The sequence below is a fragment of the Sinorhizobium sp. BG8 genome (genome assembly GCF_016864555.1).
Classification (GTDB): Bacteria; Pseudomonadota; Alphaproteobacteria; order Rhizobiales; family Rhizobiaceae; genus BG8.
In genome coordinates this window covers 4,414,183-4,433,429 of record NZ_CP044011.1, presented here as the reverse complement: position 1 = coordinate 4,433,429, position 19,247 = coordinate 4,414,183, and the positions used below count along the sequence as shown (strand labels likewise).

Genomic DNA, 19,247 nt, shown 5'->3' with positions numbered 1-19,247 from the left:
CAGCGCGCGAAACGCATCCGGTTGAACGCAAATCCTACGAAATCAAGGTCAACAAAATCTTTACCATGAAAGATTGGCCTCGTCTGCCTTTGCAAAAAAATAGCAAATCTAATCTAATCCGAAACATAAATGCCATTCCCATGAGGGGAAGGGACAAACGAGGTTGATGATGTCTGACATTCGCAAGGTTCGCAAAGCCGTGTTTCCTGTGGCCGGCCTCGGCACCAGGTTCCTTCCCGCCACGAAGGCCGTGCCCAAGGAAATGCTGACAGTGGTCGACAAGCCCGTAATCCAGTACGTGGTCGACGAGGCGCTGGAGGCCGGCATCGAGCACCTGATCTTCGTGACCGGGCGAAGCAAGGCCGTGATCGAGGACTACTTCGACATCCAGGTCGAGCTCGAGCAGACCCTCAGGCAGCGAAACAAGACGGCCGAACTCACGCTGCTCGAGAGCATCCTGCCTGTTGCAGGCAGCACGAGCTTCACGCGCCAGCAGGAGCCGCTCGGCCTTGGCCATGCTGTCTGGTGCGCTCGGGAACTTGTCGGCAACGAACCCTTCGCGCTTCTCCTCCCCGATATGATTATGAAGGGCGAGAAGGGCTGCATGAAGGGGATGGTCGAGCTCTATGAGCACAGCGGCGCCAACGTCGTCGCCGTCGAGGAGTGCGCGCCGGACCAGGCGCACAAGTACGGGATCGTCGGCGTTGGCGAGAAGGTGGGCGACGGGTTCAAGATCACCAAGATGGTCGAGAAGCCCGCTCCGGGCACTGCGCCGTCCAACTACTTCATCAACGGGCGCTACATTCTCCAGCCGGAGATTTTCCCGATCCTGGCCACCCAGGAGCGCGGCGCCGGTAACGAGATCCAGCTGACTGACGGCATGGTGAAGCTTGCCGAAGCGCAGGGCTTCGCGGCCTACCATTTCCGCGGCGAGACCTATGACTGCGGCGCAAAGGATGGCTTCATCCTCGCCAACGTCGCTTTTGCCCTCGAACGTTCCGATATCCGCCCTGTCGTGGCGGAGCCGCTGAAGAAGCTGGTGTCGCGGATCTGAAGCTAGACTTCATCGCGCCTTCCTGTCGCCCGTCTTCCCGGCGGGCGACATCGCGCAAGTGTGGCCGGCTCCGGCCACCCTCCTGATCAGCGCTTGAGCGTGAGCCCGACGCCTGCCCGCGTCACGCCTGTGTCCGGGGTGGAGCGCTGCGTGGTCAGTTCGTAGGACACGTCGCCGGTCAGATCAACATAGCGGCTGATGCCCCAGGTGAGCCCGACACCGGCGAGATAGACATTCTGATTGGGCGTCCCCGAGGACGGAAAGTCGCGAAGCGTATAGTCCGCCGCAAGCCTTGCCACGAGATTATCGCGCAGTTCATGGGCAATGTCGGTGTTGGCCGAGTAGGAGATGTAGCCGCTTTCGCCCGCGACAGTCGAAGGTTCGATCTTGGTCTCGAACCCGAGGGCGACGTCGGTACCCCTCTGGGGCGACCAGTTCACCAGTCCGTCCAGCGTGAAGGCGTCGAGCGCCTGCAGGCGCGAATCGTCGTAGGCTGCGCGCGCATAGCCGAGCGCCAATTCTCCGCGCAGTTTTTCGCCGAGATCGACCTCCATCCCTGTCCTGCCGCCGGTCGTCCAGGACGAGCGCTCGTAGCCCAGCGAATCGTGCTTGTCGTCGTTGACGGTGCGGCCGACCGAAGCTTCGATGAAGGGGATTAGGGCAGGCGATATCTCGTAGCCCAGACGTGCGGTAACCGTTCCGGCCGTGTTGTCGCGATCCGAGAGCGATAGCGAGGAACCGTCCGCCAGCGTGGCGTCGCCATAGATTTCCCGCGTCACCTCGGCGCCGATCCTTCCGCGCAGCAGACCGAAGTCGCGCTCGAGGCTGGCACCGACGGAGAAGTCCTGCACCGCGGATTGCACCTGCGCATCCGCAATCGCGTTCGGATCGGTCGAATCTTCCCGTTCCAGGCTGTAACCGGCGGTGAGGTGGCCGACTACGTCGTCCGCGAGATCGAGACGCAGGTCGGCATCGACGTTTGCTTCGGGCTCCGTCTCGCCTTCGCCCCAGAGGTTTCGCTCGTATCGGCCCTCACCGACCACGCTCAGCTGATGGCGCGACCAGTCGGAGGTCAGCGTTCCGTTGAGGCCGGTCTGCGCGAAGCCGCGGCTTTCGGTACTAGAGCCGGTTTTGGTACTCTCGTAGGAAATACCCTGGGATAGGGCCGGCTTCAGCACGAAGGTGCCGAAGCGTATTCCCGGTGGCTCGTCGCTGAAGCCGCCGCTGGGGCGCAATCCGTCGACGGTGTTCTCGGGCAGGTTTTCGCGCCCCGTTTCCTCGAGAATCCTGCCGGGGTCCCCCTCGGGGAGGCTAGTGTCCACAGGATTCTGGGTGATCAACCCCGTATTTGCCACGCCCTGCGAAGGGGAGCTGGTGCCATAGCCCGCGTCGGTGTCGGCATCGTCGATGGGGGCGCCGGAAGTTCCCGCGGTTGTAGCGGCCGAAAGCGCATCGGCGGCCGAAGCGGAAAGACCGGCATCCTGGGCAACACCTTGAGCCGGCATCAGAATCGTGCTCGCAAGAAGAAACCCGGCCACGGGCCGGGCGAGCCGGGCGAGCCCGGTCTTGGCTGTCTTCCTGCTTTCATGCACCATCGTTGCGGCCTGCAACCTTTCGAATTACTTTCGCAACCGTAAAGCTACATGGTTAACGTAAGATTGCTGCGACTGCGTTGTCGTTGACGATGTTGCGCGGTAACGGATAGACAGAACGGCGCAAAAGCGGTAATCGGGCCTCATGATCAAGAGACAAGCGAAAGTGGACAGCGACGGAGCGATCTCCTCTGCCGTCCGTACGATTCAGACCGAAAGACATGGCCTGACGGCGCTCTCCAAGGCGCTCGAGAGCTATCTTTGCGATCCCTTCTGCGAGGCCGTGCAGCAAATCGCGGAAGGAAACGGCAGGGTCGTCGTGACCGGTATCGGCAAATCCGGCCATATCGGCGCGAAGATTGCCGCGACCCTTGCCTCGACCGGCACTCCGTCCTTCTTCGTTCATCCCGTCGAGGCCAACCATGGCGACCTCGGGATGATCACCCGCGACGACGTGATCTTCGCGATGTCCTGGAGCGGCGAAAGCTCCGAGCTTCGCGGTATCATCTCCTATTCGCGACGGTTTTCCATTCCGCTGATCGCCGTCACTTCCGGTGCGAGTTCGACGCTGGCGCGCGAAGCCGACATCGTTCTGCTGCTGCCCAAGGCGGCGGAAGCCTGCCCGCACGGGCTGGCGCCGACGACGTCGACCGTCATGCAGCTCGCAATCGGCGACGCACTGGCGGTCGCCCTGCTCGAGGCTCGCGGCTTCACAGCCGTGGACTTCAAGACCTTCCACCCTGGCGGCAAGCTGGGTGCGAGCCTGTCGCATGTCGGCGACATCATGCACAGCGGCGAGCACATGCCGCTCGTGCCGCTCGGCACGCCGATGCCAGAGGCTGTCATGACGCTGGCGCAGAAGCGCTACGGATGCGTCGGTGTCGTCCGTGATGACGGCAAGCTCGCCGGCATCGTCACCGATGGCGACATTGCCCGCAACATCGGGCGCAACCTCGCGGACGCGCTCGTCGACGACATCATGACGCAGAACCCGAAGACCGTGAAGACGACTACTCTGGCGACTGCGGCGCTCGGCCTCTTGAATCAGCACAACATCTCGGCGCTGATCGTTACCGACGAAGGGAACTACCCGCTCGGGATCGTTCACTTCCACGATCTGCTGCGCATCGGCGTCGCCTGATCAGACAGGCTCAACCGTCAGTTCGCGGCCGCTGGAGCGGACAATGCGAACGCGTGTGCCAACGGGCAGGTCGGGTCCCTGAACCGACCAGCTTGTGTCGTCCAGCCTGATCCTGCCGCGGCCCTCGCGAATGGGTTGTTCCAGCGTCGCCGTGCGCCCGACGAGGCTATCGGCACGCCGGTTGAGAAAAGGTTCGTCGGTTTCTTTCCCACCTTTTGCGACAAGCCGGCGACCGAGCAGGACCGAGGCGAGGGACAGCGCCGCGAAGACCAGCCACTGTAGCTGCCAGCTCCACAACGCCGACTCCCAGAGAATGAGCGACAGCGCGCCGGTCAGGACTGCGGCGATGCCGATCCAGACCAGGAACACGCCCGGCAGCAGGACTTCGGCGGTCAGCAGCACGATGCCCAGCACCCACCACGCCCAGGGACCGAGTTCGGTTGCGATCCGTGCGATCATGGTTCAGCTCCCCTGCGGCGGCGTCTCGAATGGATTGCGCACGGTGGCGCCTGTCGCCGGCGTCGAAGCGCGCCCGCGCGAGGGAGCCGGTGGGTTGCTGCCGTCACCGAAGACCTCGCGTGCGATTGCGCCAAGGCCCCCGAGGGAACCGATCAGCGCCGAGGCCTCCATCGGCATGAGCACGACCTTGGCGTTCGGGGCGGATCCGACGGACACCAGCGCCTCCGTATATTTCTGGGCGATGAAGTAGTTGATTGCCTGCAGGTTTCCGGATGCGATCGCATCGGAAACCATGCGCGTCGCCTTGGCCTCGGCCTCCGCCAGGCGTTCCCGCGCCTCCGCATCCCGGAATGCTGCTTCGCGCTGGCCCTCGGCCTGGAGGATCGCCGACTGCTTCGCGCCCTCGGCCCTCAGGATCTGCGCGTTTCTCGCGCCTTCCGCCTCCAGCACCTGGGCGCGCTTCTCACGCTCCGCCTTCATCTGGCGCGCCATGGCGTCCACGAGGTCGGTCGGCGGTGCGATGTCCTTGATCTCCACACGGGTGATCTTGATCCCCCAGGGATTGGCGGCCTCGTCGACCACATGGAGAAGCTTCTCGTTGATGGTGTCGCGGTTGGAAAGGAGTTCGTCCAGGTCCATGGACCCCATGACCGAGCGGATGTTGGTCATCGTCAGGTTGAGCAGGGCATTCTGCAGGTTGGATACCTGGTAGGCCGCCTGCGCGGCATTCAGGATCTGGTAGAAGGCGACCGCGTCCGCCGACACGCTGGCATTGTCGCGGGTGATGACCTCCTGCGTTGGCACGTCCAGCACCTGCTCCATGACGTTGAGCTTCGCGCCGATGCGATCGATGAAGGGAACGATGAGGTTGAGACCCGGTTCGAGCGTGCGCGTGTAGCGCCCGAACCGCTCGACCGTGTACCTGTAACCCTGGGGTATGGTCCTCACACCCATGAAGAGCGTAAGGACGACCAGCGCGACCAAGGCAATAACGAAAATATCCAGTCCACCCAGCGACATGGTGTTAACGAGCTCCCCACGGTTGCGTCGAGCCAGTCTAGATCATCCCGCAGCCAAACGGAATCGCGCGGAAGCGAAAAGATGTCCTAGTTTCAAACTTCTAGAGCGATACCGAAAAGATACCCGAGGGCCGCCGCGGCGGAAGTGTCAGATCCAGCCCGCAAGTTCCCGGCGCACCACGCTCTCCAGAACGGCCATGCCCTCCGGCGAATCGTTGAGACAGGGGATGTGGGAAAACTTCTCGCCACCGTTGTGGTGGAAGCTCTCGGCTGCCTGTCCGGCGATCTCCTCGAGTGTTTCCAGGCAGTCGGAGACGAAGCCCGGATTTATGACGGCGATGCGCTTGACGCCATCCTGTGCCAGCTTCTCGACGGTCTTGTCCGTATAGGGCTGCAACCATTCCTCCGGGCCGAAGCGCGACTGGAAGGTGACTTGCAGCTTCTCCTTCGACCAGCCGAGCCTTTCGCGCAGCAGGCGCGCGGTCTTCTGGCACTGGCAGTAGTAGGGATCGCCCTTGTCGAAATAGGACTTCGGGATGCCGTGGAAGGATGCAAGCACCACCTCGGGCTCCCAGTCCAATCCGCCGAGATGACGGGTAATGGACTCAGCCAGAGCGTCGACGTAGGCGGGATCGTCGTGATAGGGCGGAACCGTGCGCAGGGCGGGCTGCCAGCGCATCTTCAAGAGCGCCTCGAACGCCTTGTCGTTGACGGTCGCGGTCGTGGCGGCGGCATATTGCGGGTAGAGAGGAAACACCAGAATCCGCTCGCAACCTTGCTGTTGCAGCGCGTCCATGCGCGAGGCGATCGACGGCTGGCCGTAGCGCATCGCCCAATCGACGACGACCTCAGGATGTCCGGCAAAGCTCTTCGCCATCAGTTCCGCCTGGTTGCGGGTGTAGGTGCGAAGGAAGCTTTCGTTCTTCTCCTCGTTCCAGATCAGTTCGTAGGCCTTGCCGACCTTGCCGGGCCGCGTATTGAGCACGATGCCGAACAGGATCGGGTACCAGAAGAAGCGCGACCATTCGATCACGCGGCGGTCCGTCAGGAACTCCTTCAGGTAGCGCCGCATCGAGGCATAGTCGGTTCCATCGGGCGTGCCGAGGTTGACGAGAAGCACGCCGACCTTTCCATGGGAGATGGATGGATGGTTCGCGGGCTTCGCTGTGGTGTCGCTCATCGTGACCTGTCTGTCGCTATTCAGTTTGTGCGGCTTCCCGTGGGCGGGGAGCAGTTGATAATCGTTCTAAAAACAAATGCCGGTCCGGGAAAGCCCGGACCGGCATAATAAGTGGAGACAAATTGTCCTTATTGGGCGGGGATCTCCAGCTCGGAACCGACCGCGAGGGCGCGCGGGCGCGGGTTGCCGTTGGCATCGGAAATCTTCTTCCAGAGCCGCCCCTCGCCATAGGCAATCCTTGCGATTGCCCAAAGCGTATCGCCACGGACGATAACGTATTTCGATCCGGCGGCAGCGGGTCTTGCCTCCGGCGTCGCGACTTCGGCACCGGCCGCGGGAGCGGCAGCGGTCGTCGTTGCGGCAGCCAGCGAAATGCGGCCGTCGGTGTAGGGCTTGTAGGGCCGGTTCACAGCAAGGTAATCCGCTACGACCTGATCCAGGCCGGGGCCGAAATCATAGGCGTTCATCGCCGCGGACGCGAAGATCTTGTAGCCGTCGCCGCCAGCCCGCATGTAGTTGTTGGAGGCGAGCGTGTAGGTTGCGGCCGGATCGAGGGGCGCGAATGTGTCGCCCTTCTTCACCTCGACCGATACGACCCGGCTGCCCGCAGGCTTCGACTTGTCGAAAGTGAACTTCATGCCGGCGACCTGCGGAAAGCGCCCGGCGGCCTCCTCGATCTGGCTGAGGCCGTTCTCCAGCGCGGTGACGATGTCAGTGCCCTTGAGCTGGAAGGTCGCGACGGTGTTCTGGAATGGCAGCACCGTCAGGACCTCGCCCATCGAAACGGGGCCGGCGTCGATCGATGCACGAAGGCCGCCGCCATTGGTGATGGCCAGGGTGACACCCTGGTCCTTGGTGCGATCGAGGATGGCATCGGCAACGAGATTGCCCATGGCGCATTCTCCGGAACGGCAGACTTCGCGTGAACCGTCGATCGGGGCTGACGCCTCGGCGACAATCTTGCCCTTAAGTTCCTCGATCGGGCCGGCAAGCTCCTTGACGCGTGCAGCCACGGCCTCGTCCGGCTTGAAGCTCGAATCGATGAGGATCGGATTGCCCGTCGCTTCCTTCACCACGCCCTTGTCGTCGAACACGACCTTCAGGTTGCCGAGGTACTTCGAATAGGCACCGGCCTGGACGACGGGAACCTTGTAGCCGCCGGGGTTGTCGACCATCGTGGGGTAGGGGCCTTCGGCCTTCTCGTCGGTGTTGGAGAGCAGGCTGTGCGAATGGCCCCCGACGACCACGTCCACGTCCGGTATCTTGGCGATCGCAGCAAGGTCGCGCGGATAGCCGACATGGGTGAGGGCGATGATCTTGTCGACGCCCTGCTTTTTCAGTTCTGCTATCGCTGCGGTGATGTCGGCGACGTCATCGCCGATCAGCACGTTTGGACCGGGAGAGGACAACTCGTTCGTGTCGTTTGCCACCGCACCGACGATGCCGATCTTCTGTCCGCCCACGTCGAGCACGATGGAAGGCTTCACGCGGTCGCCGAGCTTCGAGCTCGCGCCGGCAGCCACATTGGCGGTAACGACCGGGAACTTCACCTTGTCGAGGAACAGCGCCAGGCCGTCTTCGCTGTCGTCGAACTCGTGGTTGCCGACCGTCATGGCGTCGAACTTCATCAGGTTCAGGAACTCGGCCTCGGCGGCACCCTTGTAGGTCGTATAGAAAAGGGACCCCTGGAAATTGTCGCCGGCGTTGAGAAGCAGCACGTTCTTGCCGGCAAGGTTCTGCCGCTGCGTATCGATTGCCGTCTTGAGGCGGGCGACGCCGCCGAAGCACTCGTTCTTGGTTTCCTCCTCGGCCGAGCAGGTCGAATCGAACTTGTTGATGGATTCGATGCGGGAATGGAGGTCGTTGATGTGCAGGATGTCGAGTTCGTAGTCAGCGAGCGCCGTTCCGCAGGACAGCGTGACGATAGAGGCAGCCAGCAGGCTGGTCCGAACAATTCTCATGATGCAAGCTCTCCTGTTGCCTGGCGTGGCGCTCCAAATCCGAGGGTTCGGCAATCGCCCTCCGCGCTTCAGCGCCTGTGAGGGGACAACCCGTCTGAAGCGGAATGGTTTCACCAGACCGTGGCAACTTCAAGAGGAAAAGGGGGAGGGGCCACGCAAGTTGGGAAGAGGGTTAAGCTCCGGAAAGGCCTGCACAATAGCCGTTTGCGCCCGCAACGATCGCTGCGGGCGGGGCCGGGGAACCCTCTCAGATGTGGAAGGGCCGTCAGGCCTTGCGGGCGAGCGAGAACTGGGAGCCGGAATCCGTTGTGCAGTTCAGCTGCGTCGGGTTGATCAGCGCGCAGTTGACCTTGGACTGGGTGTTGCGCACCAGCGAGGTCATGTTGATCTCGACGAGGGTCGGCGAGGTATTGATATAAGTGCCGGACGCCAGCAACTGGTTCGTATCGGTCGTGCGCGTCGTGAAGGTACCCGCGGAGAAGGTGGAGACGATGCCGTTCGGATCGACCCATGAGCCCTCGACGCCGGTAGGCTGCGCCCTGGCGACCGGCACGTCGCGCGTTGCCCGCTCCGACTGGCACGCGGTCAACGCGACGGCGGCTGTCAGGATGGTTACCAGGGTCATGGGCTTCATCGAAATCTCCCGTAGTCTTGGCTGCCGCATGCCACGGCAACATCGCGGAACCATGCCGCGAACATGTGGTGATTGCAAGGCCGCGGGACTGTCAACTCCATGTTATCCCGCTGAAACGAAAACGCTCGCGACCATGGCCGCGAGCGTATCCTGACCGGAAAACGGATCAGATCAGCGGAAAAGAATGTTCCGGAACTGCCACGGATCCTTGGTGTCGAGGTCTTCCGGGAAGAGGCCCGGACGGCCGTCCAGCGGGGTCCAGTCCGTGTAGTGTCCTTCGACCGGTCCGAGATAGGGGCGCTGAACTTCGAGGCAGCGGCGGTAGTCCATCTCGTCGGCCTCGACGATGCCGGCCTTCGGGTTTTCGAGCGCCCAGACCATGCCTGCCAGAACAGCCGAGGTCACCTGCAAGCCTGTTGCGTTCTGATAGGGAGCGATGCGGCGGGTTTCGTCCAGCGAGAGGCGCGAACCGTACCAGTAGGCGTTCTTGTCGTGGCCGTAGAGCAGCACGCCCAGTTCGTCGATGCCGTCGACGAGTTCGTTCTCATCCAAAACGTGGTGCACCGGCTGGGCATTGCCGCCGTTGCCGAACATCTCGTGTAGCGAGAGCACGGCGTCGTTCGCCGGATGGTAGGCGTAGTGGCAGGTCGGACGATACGTTACATCGCCATCCTTGTCGCGCACGGTGAAGAAGTCGGCGATCGAGATCGACTCATTGTGGGTGACGAGGAAGCCGTACTGCGGGCCGGGGGTCGGGCACCAGGTGCGCACGCGCGTGTTCGCGCCGGGCTGCTCCAGGTAGATCGCCGCCTTGCAGCCCTTCTTGTGCTTCCTGGCGTTCTTCGGCATCCAGTTCTCGTGGGTGCCCCAGCCGAGCTCGGCCGGCTGCAGACCTTCGGAGATGAAGCCTTCGACGGACCAGGTGTTCCAGAAGGTGTCGAGCGGCTTCGGAAGCTTGGTGCGCTGGGTGTCGCGCTCGGCGATGTGGATACCCTTGACGCCGACCTTCTTCATGAGCTTGGCCCAGCCTTCGCGGTCGTCCTGCTCGGGGACATCGTGCTTGATGCCGAGATCGTTTGCGAGGTTGACGAGGCCTTCCTTGACGAACCAGGAGACCATGCCGGGGTTGGCGCCGCAGGTGGACACTGCCGTCGTGCCACCCGGGTTCTTGGCCTTCTCCTTGCGCACGGTCTCGCGCAGGGCGTAGTTCGTGCGGTCGGCGTTCTTCATGTCCTTGTCGAAATAGAAGCCGAGCCAGGGCTCGACGACGGTATCGATGTAGAGCGCGTCATGCTTGCGGCAGAACTTGATGATGTCGAGCGAGGAGGTGTCGACCGAGAGGTTGACGACGAAGGCCTGCCCGCCGCCTTCCGTGATGAGCGGCTTCAGGAGGTCCTTGTAGTTTTCCTTCGTCACATACTCCGTGACGTGACGGACACCGTGGCGCGCGAAGATCTCGTCGTCGGCGCCATCCTTGCGCGGTTCGATGACGATCAGCCGGTTCTTGTCGTACTTGAAGTGGCGCTCGATCAGCGGCAGCGTGCCGCGACCGATCGAACCGAAGCCGATCATGACGATCGGGCCGGTGATTTCGCCATAAACCGGATAGCTGGTGTCTGCCATATTCTATCTCTCCTGCGGAATGGGGTGCCAATTGGTTGCAAAAATAGGGCCACGGGGGGCCCTTGCTATCACTCGGAAGGCCCTAGAGCACAGAATCCTGTCACAATAAAGAGTGCATCGCTCTACCTCGGCGACAATATTAGCCGGATGCAAGCGCCCGAAGCTGCTCGACCAGCCTTGCGCGCCTCGCGGTCAGTCCCTTGTATTCGGCCTGCGGAGGGGAAAGCTGCTCGAGCTGGTCAGCGAAAGTCGCGGCCGCCGCGGCAACGTCCGGCAGGGTGCCGATCGCCGAGACAGGGTCGGTGTAGATCCGGATCGTGAACAGGATGTCCCCAGAAAGCGGCAGGCGCCGCAGGGTTTGGCGCTCCACCCGCACGAAGGTGTTGTCCAGCCGCAGCTCATGCCCCGCAGGAAGCGCTCCGTGCGCCTTGGAAACCGGATAATAAAGGTCGGCATCCGGGTTGATCGACCAGTTGAAGCGCAGGACGGGCTGCTCGGGCCTCAGATTGTCGAAGATCCTGTTGATGAGCTGGGCGTTGCGCGTCGCCTCGCCGAAGCCCGGAACCGGGCGGTGGATATCCTCCATCCGCCGGCCGAATTTCTCCGGAAGCGACCAGGAGGAGGGGAAGGACACGTAGCCCGCGACGAGATGCCAGCCCGTCTCGCGTCGGCGCATGATGACGAGATCGTCCTGGACGAGCGAACCGGCGGAAACCAGCGGCGGCACGTCGGGATCATCGAGCCGAACCACGCGGTCGCCGAAGGCAATCGCGTTTTCCCACCTCCGGTAAAGGCCGGGATGGTGGCGCGGCAGATGGCCCGCCAGCAAAGACAGCACCTCGGCCTGGACGCCGCGCGTATCCTCCTCCTCGACGAAGACCTGGCTGCGGTGAGCCGCAAGAACCCTATCCTTTTCCGCAAGATAGCGTTCCATATCGTCATCCGGCTCGATCCAGCGTGCGGGATCGAGGGGCGCAACGCCAATGGTGAAGAGGCGGGCCGATCCGTCATAAGGCGTGTAGGCGGGCGTAATCATGCGTGCTCCGGAATGGATGGCACAGGTAGCCCGATATCTCGCGCACAGGCAATGGTCCGGGCAGAAAACGGGGCACTGTGGGGCCCGGTCCGGGCCGGGCGCTGCATTCGCGGGGATGTCTGCGGCCGGGTTGGCATCGATCTTGCTTGACCTGCCTTCTGTTGCAAAGGCGTCCGATCTGCGTGAGATTGCGCGGCGCGCAACGCATCCAATGCCAGAAAAAAGGGGTCCAGGAATGTCGCATGCAGGTTCGGCCGCGGTCGCTTCACCCGAGAACGTTATCCTTTCCGTGAAGGATCTCACCGTCAGCCTCCCGAACAACATGGAGCGCGCCCATGCCGTGAAGGACATATCCTTCGATCTCAACGCGGGCGAAATACTGTGCATCATCGGCGAGTCGGGATCGGGCAAGTCGGTGACGGCGAACGCGATCATGGGGCTGCTTGCCCCGGTCATCAAGGTCAGCGCAGGGAGCATCCATTTCAAGGGCATCGACCTTATCAAGGCGGAAGAGGAGACCCTCAGGGGGCTGCGCGGCCGCGCGGTGTCGATCATCTTCCAGGACCCTCTGTCCGCGCTCAATCCGCTGATGACCGTTGGCGACCAGATCTCGGAGGTAATGGAAGCACACAGCGTCGGAACGGCGGAGACGCGCCGCGCGAAGGTGCTGGAGCTTCTCCAGGAAGTGGGCCTGCCGGACCCCAAGCTGCTGCAGCACCAGTATCCATTCAGGCTTTCTGGCGGCCAGCGCCAGCGCGTGATGATCGCGATGGCCCTGGCGCTGGATCCGGACGTGCTGATTGCCGACGAGCCGACGACCGCGCTCGACGTGACGACGCAGGCGCAGATCCTCGAGCTCATCCGCAAGATCCAGCGCCGGAAGAACATGAGCGTCATGTTCATCACCCATGACTTCGGCGTGGTGGCAGAAATCGCCGACCGCGTCATCGTCATGGAAAAGGGCAACCTCGTGGAGCAGGGGCCTGCAGAAAAGGTTCTGAACCATCCCTCGCATCCCTATACGCAGAGGCTGATCGCGGCGGTTCCGCGCATGCGCGCCAGCGACCGTGACGGGGCAGAGGAGACCCCGGTGGTGCTCGAGGTCGAGAAGCTGAACAAGACCTACCGTTCGGCGGGCGGCCTCTTCTCGAAGGGACGTACCGTGCACGCGGTGAACGACGTCAGCTTCACCATCCACAAGGGCCGCACCCTCGGGGTCGTCGGCGAGAGCGGATCGGGAAAATCGTCGCTCGGCCGGGTCCTGCTGAAGCTGATGGACAGCGACGGCGGGCGGATGCTGTTCGACGGGCGGGACATCGCGCAGATGAAGGAAGACGACTTCCGCTCGTTGCGCCCCTATATCCAGATGGTCTTTCAGGATCCCTTCGCGTCGCTCAACCCGCGCCATACCATCGGCAAGGTACTGACGGTGGGCCCGATCGCCCACGGCGTCTCCATCCAGGAGGCCAAGGCAAAGGCGCTTCGCCTTCTCGAGCTCGTCGGCCTCGACGCGGGTGCCTACGACCGCTTCCCGCATGAGTTCTCGGGCGGCCAGCGCCAGCGTATCGGCATTGCGCGGGCCCTGATGTTCGATCCCGTCCTGCTCGTCGCGGACGAGGCCGTTTCGGCGCTCGACGTTTCGATCCAGGCGCAGATCCTGGAGCTCCTCAGCCGCGTTCAGAAGGAAATGAAGGTGGCCATGATCTTCATCACCCACGACCTGCGGGTGGCGAGCCAGATCTGCGACGAAGTTGCGGTCATGTACAAGGGCAGCATCGTCGAGTACGGGCCGCCATCCCAGATCTTCCGCGCTCCGGCGCATGAGTACACGCAGCGGCTCGTGTCGGCGATACCCGGCAGCGAGTGGGAGCCGGCCGCCTGAGTTTTCCCTGGAGGAAGTGCCGCTGGGGCGAGGCATAGGTCTCGTGCCCGGTACTGCGTAAATTCGAACCCGATGCCTGTTTTGATGCCCGCTCCGTGCCTAACGAGCGGGCATTTTTGTGCCCGAAAGATTTTTCTGCGCACTGCGCGAAAAATATAGTTGCAATTGTCCACTATCGGCCGTTTCATGCAGCTGTAACAAATGCACGGACACGGCGCAGAAGAGCGTTTCGGTCTTGCGCGGTCGCGCGCAAGATATTGATATCGCTTGCCTTATTGGAAGGACGTCAATGAGCGACAGGGCCCAGAAGCCGCCGACCTCCGTCGAGGACGTAAACCTCGACGTTCTCGAGGATACGCTCAGCTTCTACATCCGGACCGTCAATATTGCCGTTTCGCGGGACCTGGACGAGCGGCTTGAAGGCCTCGACGTCGCAAAGGGAACCGGCAAGATCACCACGCTCCTGCTCGTCGACAGCCACCCGGGTATTCGTCCGTCCGTGATCGCCCAACTGATCTTCAAGGACCGCTCGGCGATGGGGCGCGTCGTGGAGCAGATGGTGGAGCACGACCTCATCAGGCGGGAAGTGTCGCCCGAGGATAGCCGGGCCCAGGAACTCTACATCACCCCCAGGGGCAGCGCGCTGGCAGCCAAGGTTCGCCTGCTCGTGACCGCGCAGTCGAAGGACTTCTTCGACTTCATTTCCGACGAGGACCAGCAGCAGCTGATGGACATACTGCGTAGAGCCTATCGTCGCATCGCCGGCCTAGCGTGAGCATCAGACAGGAGACGGTGACGATGAACCAGCAAACGTCAGAGAACGGCAAGGGTGCGCGCGTCGCGCTGATATCCGGCGCCGGCCGCGGCATCGGTGCCATTACCGCTGCAGAGCTCGTGCGACAGGGATGGCGTGTTTCGCTCGGGATGCGCCAGCCCGAAAGGCCGGCCTGGGATGTGAACGGAGACGTTCATCTCCACGCATATGACGCAACCGATCCCGGCGCCGAAGCGCTCTGGCTCGAGGCAGCGCTCGGCGCCTTCGGACGCATCGACGCGATCGTCGCCAATGCAGGCATCATGATCCCGAAAACGGTGATCGAGGCCGACGACGAGGATCTCGACGCGATGCTGGCGGTCAACGTCAAGGCGCCGCGGCGGCTTGCGAAGGCGGCCTGGGAGCCACTGGCCCAGAGCGGCCGCGGACGCGTGATCATCATCGGCTCGCTCTCCGGCAAGCGCGTGAAGTCCGCAAAATCAGGGCTCTACGCGATGTCCAAATTCGCCGCCGTCGCGCTTTCCCATGCCATCCGGCAGACGGGATTCGACCTCGGCATCCGCGCAACGGCCATTTGCCCGGGCTTTGTCGCGACCGACATGGCGCTCAGTATCACCGACCGGCCCGCGGACCTCATGACCGATCCCGCCGACATCGCCCGCATCATCGCGATGCTCCTCGACCTGCCGAACGAGGCAAGCGTCGCCGAGTTCGCCATCAATTGCCAGCTAGAGGAGTTTTTCTGACATGCCCGGACCCTATGTCGTTCCCGTCCACGGGGATGCGGAACTGCCGAAGGAAGTCGATGTCGTCGTGATCGGCGGCGGCATCATCGGCACGTCGACGGCGCTCGAACTCTCCGAGCGTGGGCTGCGGGTGGCGCTCTGCGAGAAAGGCGGAATCGGGCAGGAGCAGTCGAGCCGGAACTGGGGCTGGGTGCGCATCTCGCGGCGCGACCCGCGCGAAGTCCCGCTGATGGCCGAGGCGCTGCGTATCTGGAGCACGCTCGACCAGCGCATCGGGCGCGACACCGGCTACAAGCGTGCGGGCATCATGTTCACCTGCGCGACTGACGAGGAATACGCCAATCACGAGCGCTGGAACCGCAATCTCGACGGATACCAGCTCAATTCGCGGATGCTGAGCGGTTCCGAGTTCAACAAGATGTTCCCCGGTTCGAAAATGAACCTCAAGGGTGCGCTCTACACGGCCGAGGACGGCCGCGCCGAACCGCAGAAGGCGGCCCCCGCCATCGCAGAAGCTGCCCGCGCCAAGGGTGCTGCGATCCTCACGGAGTGCGCGGTTCGCGGCATCGAAACGGCAGCGGGAGCGATTTCCGGCGTCATTACCGAACGCGGGGCGATAGCATGCAAATCCGTGGTGCTCGCCGGTGGGGCATGGTCGAGCCTCTTCTCCGGCATGTTCGGGCTTGATCTGCCCCAACTCAAGGTGATGAACTCGGTGCTGCGCACCAAGCCGCTCGAAGGCGGTCCCGACCAGGCGCTATGGTCCAATGGTTTTGCCGTGCGCAAGCGCCAGGACGGCGGCTACACGATTGCCTCCGGCCACGAGAACGTGGTCGACATCGTGCCGAAATCCTTCCGCTATGCTCTCGATTTCCTGCCAGCGCTCCGCAAGGAATGGCGGTCGCTCAACTTCCGGATCGGCGGGCGGTTCTTCGACGAGGCCCGCATTCCGAACCGCTGGGCCATGGATGAGGCAAGCCCCTTCGAGTACTGCCGCGTGCTCGATCCCAAGCCTAAGAAAGCGCTTTCCGACATGGCTTTCGCCAATCTCAAGAAGGCCTTCCCGGTCTTCGAAAAGGCCGAGATCGCCCAGCGCTGGGCGGGCTACATCGATGTCACCCCGATGCGGTGCCGGTCATCGACGCGATCGACCGCATCCCCGGCTTCCATATCGCCACCGGCTTCTCGGGTCACGGCTTCGGCATCGGGCCGGCGGCGGGGCGTCTGATGGCCGATATCGTCACAGGGCGGCCGCCGATCGTCGATCCAAAGGCCTTCCGGTTCTCCCGTTTCCGCGACGGATCGAAGATCGAGCTGATCAGCGGGTTTTAAGGGCCGGGAGGACCGGCATCGCGACTACATACTGCCCGGCAAGAAGGCAGATCAAAATTGGAACAGCAGTCGAGTGCAACAGCAAAGGAACAGTCATGTCCGAGAATAAATCGAACGCAATTCTCAATCCCACCCGACGCCAGGCCCTTTCCATGCTGGCGCTCGCCGGGGCTTCCGGCCTGGTGATCCCCGGCCTGCTCGGCAAGGATCGCGCAATGGCCGCCGCGCCCGACAAGCCGACCGGACAGATGGTCGTCGGCTTCTCGCAGGAACCGACGGTCTTCAATCCGCACCTGCTGCACATCGAGGTCGATGAAGGCGTCCACTTCGCGATTTTCGACCCGCTGTTCAACGTCGATCCGGAAGGCAAGTTCACGCCTGCGCTGGCCGCTGAAGTGCCGACGGTCGAAAACGGCGGCATTTCGGCAGACGGCCTCAGCTGGAAGGTCAAGCTGCGCGACGACGTGAAGTGGCACGACGGCACGCCGTTCACGGCGGAAGACGTGAAGTTCACGCTCGAACTGATGGTCGATCCCAACTTCAACAGCTGGCGGCGGACCGGGCACGAGCATGTCCGCGACATCACCGTCGTCTCGCCGACCGAGATCACCTGGAAGATGGCGCAGCCATTTGCTCCCTATCCGTCGATCCTCGGCTCGACCTTCATCGTGCCCAAGCACGCGCTCGGCGCCGAGGCGGACAAGAACACGGCCGCCTACAACAATGCCCCGATCGGGACGGGTGCGTTCAAGTGGGGAAGCCGCGTGGCGGGCGATCACATCGAGCTCCTTGCCAATCCCGACTACTATGGCGACGGCCCGTATCTCGAGCGGGTCATCATCAAGTACATTCCCGACATGACGGTCATGTACACCCAGTTCAAGACTGGCGACATCGACGTCGTCGGCCTGCAGTGGATCACGCCGGATCATTATGACGAGGCCAAGGGGCTCGAAGGCAAGGTCGTTGAGGTCGTGCCGACCGCGACCATCGAATCCATCACCTTCAACATGGAGCGGCCGCAGTTCAAGGATCCGGCTGTGCGCGAGGCGCTCTATGCCGCCATCGACAAGCAGGCGATCATCGACGCGCTCTACTACGGCCTGCCCACGCCGACCGAAAGCTACATGCCGCAGCAGTCCTTCTACTACAATGCGGACCTGCCCAAGCATGAGTACAACCTCGACAAGGCGAAGAAGCTTCTCGACGACGCCGGCTGGGTGCCGGGCGCCGACGGCATTCGCGCCAAGGACGGGGTGCGCCTCTCCTTCTCCAACTCCACGACGTCGGGCAACCATATCCGCGAACAGGTGCAGCAGTTCATGCAGCAGTCGTTCAAGGATATCGGCGTCGAGATGACGATCTCCAACCTGCCGCCTGCCGTCATGTGGGGCGAATACTGGATGATGTCGCAGTTCGATTCCGTCGTGGTCGGCCTGAACTTCCTGACTGGCCCCGACCCGGATACGTCCGACTACTTCATGTCGACGTCGAGCGCTGCGAAGGGCGGGGCAGGCCAGAACACCTGGCAATATGCCAACCCCGAGGTCGACAAGTTGCTGAAGGATGCGGGCAATCTCTTCGTTCCCGATGAACGCAAGGCGCTCTATCTCAAGCTCCAGGACATCGTGCGCGCCGACCTGCCGTTCCTTCCGATGTTCCAGTACGCGACCGTGCGCGGCCGCAAGGTGGGTGTCGAGGGCTTCGCGCCCAACATCAACAACCGCATCGATACCTGGAACATCAACACCTGGTACTGGGCGTAAGACGAGCGGTCCCTCCTCCGTGCGTCCATGCGCGGAGGAGGGACCATCCTCGGCAAATTCCTCCATCCGGTGTCCTCCAATAGCGGGAGACTCTCATGTTGCGCTATCTCCTCGGCCGCCTCTGGCAAAGCCTGGTGCTGCTCGTCCTTGTTTCGATGATCGGCTTCGCCGTGCTTAATCTCGCCCCGGCGGTCCGCTGTCCCAGTACACGCTGACGCCCGGAATGACGCAGGAAGCGCTCGACCGCATCGCCGAGCAGATGGGCCTGAACCGCCCGCTTCCGATCCAGTATCTCGACTGGATATGGCATCTCGTGCAGGGGGACTGGGGCAAGTCCTACCGGGACAGCCGCCCGGTCCTGGAAATCATCAGCGGACACCTCTTCGCGACCCTCCTGCTGATGGGCACGTCGACGGTGATATCCATCCTGATCGGCACCTGGATCGGCATCAAGGGCGCAACAAAGCGCTATTCCCTCTTCGACTACGGCGCCACCGTCGGCGCCATGATCGCGCTGTCCATCCCGACCTTCTGGTTCGGCCTCGTCGCCATCTACGTCTTCTCGCTCAAGCTCAAATGGCTTCCGGCCGGCAACATGTACACGATCGGCGACGGTTCCTTTTCGGACTACGCGATCCACCTGATCATGCCGAGCCTCGTGCTCGCACTCGTCAACATCGCGGTCTGGAGCCGCTACATGCGGACCGCCACCCTCGACGTCATCAACCAGGACTTCGTGCGAACTGCGAAGGCCAAGGGAGTGAGCCCTCGCCGGGTGCTCATGAAGCACGTGGTGGGCAATGCGCTGCTGCCGATGATCACACTTGCCGGCCTGCAGCTGCCGACCATTCTCGGCGGGGCGCTGGTGACGGAGACGGTCTTCACATGGCCCGGCATGGGGCGGCTGTTTCTCGACAGCCTCGGCTACAACGACTACCCGGTGGTCATGGGGCTCCTCATGTTTTCCGCCATCCTCGTGCTGGTCGGCAGCCTTCTAGCCGACCTGCTCGTCGCATTCGTCGATCCACGCATCCGGCTCGGTTAGGA

At 62.8% G+C, this 19,247-nt stretch carries 14 protein-coding genes and 2 pseudogenes; 8 read left to right on the top strand and 8 right to left on the bottom strand.

Going from position 1 to position 19,247, the window contains the following annotated elements:
- The first annotated feature begins 169 nt into the window (after nt 1-169).
- Complete coding sequence (galU, locus tag F3Y30_RS20660) at nt 170-1,054, top strand: UTP--glucose-1-phosphate uridylyltransferase GalU (RefSeq protein ID WP_203424517.1); 885 nt, start codon at nt 170-172, stop codon at nt 1,052-1,054.
- An 86-nt stretch (nt 1,055-1,140) separates the two neighbouring features.
- Here galU and F3Y30_RS20655 read toward each other — a convergent pair whose 3' ends face one another.
- Nucleotides 1,141-2,649 carry an outer membrane beta-barrel protein gene (locus F3Y30_RS20655; RefSeq protein WP_203424516.1) on the bottom strand — a complete coding sequence of 503 codons (1,509 nt, stop codon included), beginning with the start codon at nt 2,647-2,649 and terminating at the stop codon, nt 1,141-1,143.
- Nucleotides 2,650-2,791: 142 nt separating this feature from the next.
- Here F3Y30_RS20655 and F3Y30_RS20650 point away from each other — a divergent pair, with 142 nt between their 5' ends.
- Complete coding sequence (locus F3Y30_RS20650) at nt 2,792-3,787, top strand: KpsF/GutQ family sugar-phosphate isomerase (protein WP_203424515.1); 996 nt, start codon at nt 2,792-2,794, stop codon at nt 3,785-3,787.
- Here the strand turns inward: F3Y30_RS20650 and F3Y30_RS20645 are convergent, their stop codons facing one another.
- The 7 genes from F3Y30_RS20645 to F3Y30_RS20615 form a co-directional block, all read right to left on the bottom strand.
- On the bottom strand, nt 3,788-4,246 hold the full coding sequence (locus tag F3Y30_RS20645) for an NfeD family protein (protein WP_203424514.1): 459 nt from the start codon (nt 4,244-4,246) through the stop codon (nt 3,788-3,790).
- Nucleotides 4,247-4,249: 3 nt separating this feature from the next.
- Nucleotides 4,250-5,260: an SPFH domain-containing protein gene (locus F3Y30_RS20640; RefSeq protein WP_203426712.1), complete on the bottom strand. Its 1,011-nt coding sequence runs from the start codon at nt 5,258-5,260 to the stop codon at nt 4,250-4,252.
- Between the two features lie 153 nt (nt 5,261-5,413).
- A complete protein-coding gene (gene hemH, locus F3Y30_RS20635) occupies nt 5,414-6,445 on the bottom strand; it encodes a ferrochelatase (RefSeq protein ID WP_203424513.1) in 1,032 nt (343 codons plus the stop codon).
- 128 nt (nt 6,446-6,573) lie between these two features.
- A complete protein-coding gene (locus F3Y30_RS20630; RefSeq protein ID WP_203426711.1) occupies nt 6,574-8,409 on the bottom strand; it encodes a bifunctional metallophosphatase/5'-nucleotidase in 1,836 nt (611 codons plus the stop codon).
- 262 nt (nt 8,410-8,671) lie between these two features.
- A complete protein-coding gene (gene omp10, locus F3Y30_RS20625) occupies nt 8,672-9,040 on the bottom strand; it encodes an outer membrane lipoprotein Omp10 (protein WP_203424512.1) in 369 nt (122 codons plus the stop codon).
- A gap of 171 nt (nt 9,041-9,211) precedes the next feature.
- The gene (locus F3Y30_RS20620) at nt 9,212-10,663 is read right to left on the bottom strand and encodes a homospermidine synthase (protein WP_203424511.1); all 1,452 of its coding nucleotides are present in this window, start codon (nt 10,661-10,663) and stop codon (nt 9,212-9,214) included.
- 139 nt (nt 10,664-10,802) lie between these two features.
- A complete protein-coding gene (locus tag F3Y30_RS20615; RefSeq protein WP_203424510.1) occupies nt 10,803-11,699 on the bottom strand; it encodes a DUF3445 domain-containing protein in 897 nt (298 codons plus the stop codon).
- Nucleotides 11,700-11,934: 235 nt separating this feature from the next.
- On the opposite strand from F3Y30_RS20615, the gene F3Y30_RS20610 reads away from it, so the two are divergent.
- The 6 genes and pseudogenes from F3Y30_RS20610 (at nt 11,935) to F3Y30_RS20585 (ending at nt 19,245) form a co-directional block, all read left to right on the top strand.
- A complete protein-coding gene (locus F3Y30_RS20610) occupies nt 11,935-13,581 on the top strand; it encodes an ABC transporter ATP-binding protein (protein ID WP_203424509.1) in 1,647 nt (548 codons plus the stop codon).
- A 289-nt stretch (nt 13,582-13,870) separates the two neighbouring features.
- On the top strand, nt 13,871-14,356 hold the full coding sequence (locus F3Y30_RS20605) for a MarR family winged helix-turn-helix transcriptional regulator (protein WP_203424508.1): 486 nt from the start codon (nt 13,871-13,873) through the stop codon (nt 14,354-14,356).
- A 23-nt stretch (nt 14,357-14,379) separates the two neighbouring features.
- A complete protein-coding gene (locus tag F3Y30_RS20600) occupies nt 14,380-15,102 on the top strand; it encodes an SDR family NAD(P)-dependent oxidoreductase (protein ID WP_203424507.1) in 723 nt (240 codons plus the stop codon).
- Nucleotide 15,103: 1 nt separating this feature from the next.
- Nucleotides 15,104-16,434 (top strand): annotated as a pseudogene (locus tag F3Y30_RS20595) (FAD-binding oxidoreductase).
- Between the two features lie 95 nt (nt 16,435-16,529).
- Entirely contained in the window at nt 16,530-18,200 is a 1,671-nt protein-coding gene (locus tag F3Y30_RS20590; protein WP_203424506.1) for a peptide ABC transporter substrate-binding protein, read from the top strand.
- 95 nt (nt 18,201-18,295) lie between these two features.
- Nucleotides 18,296-19,245: pseudogene (locus F3Y30_RS20585) on the top strand (ABC transporter permease).
- Nucleotides 19,246-19,247: the final 2 nt, after the last annotated feature.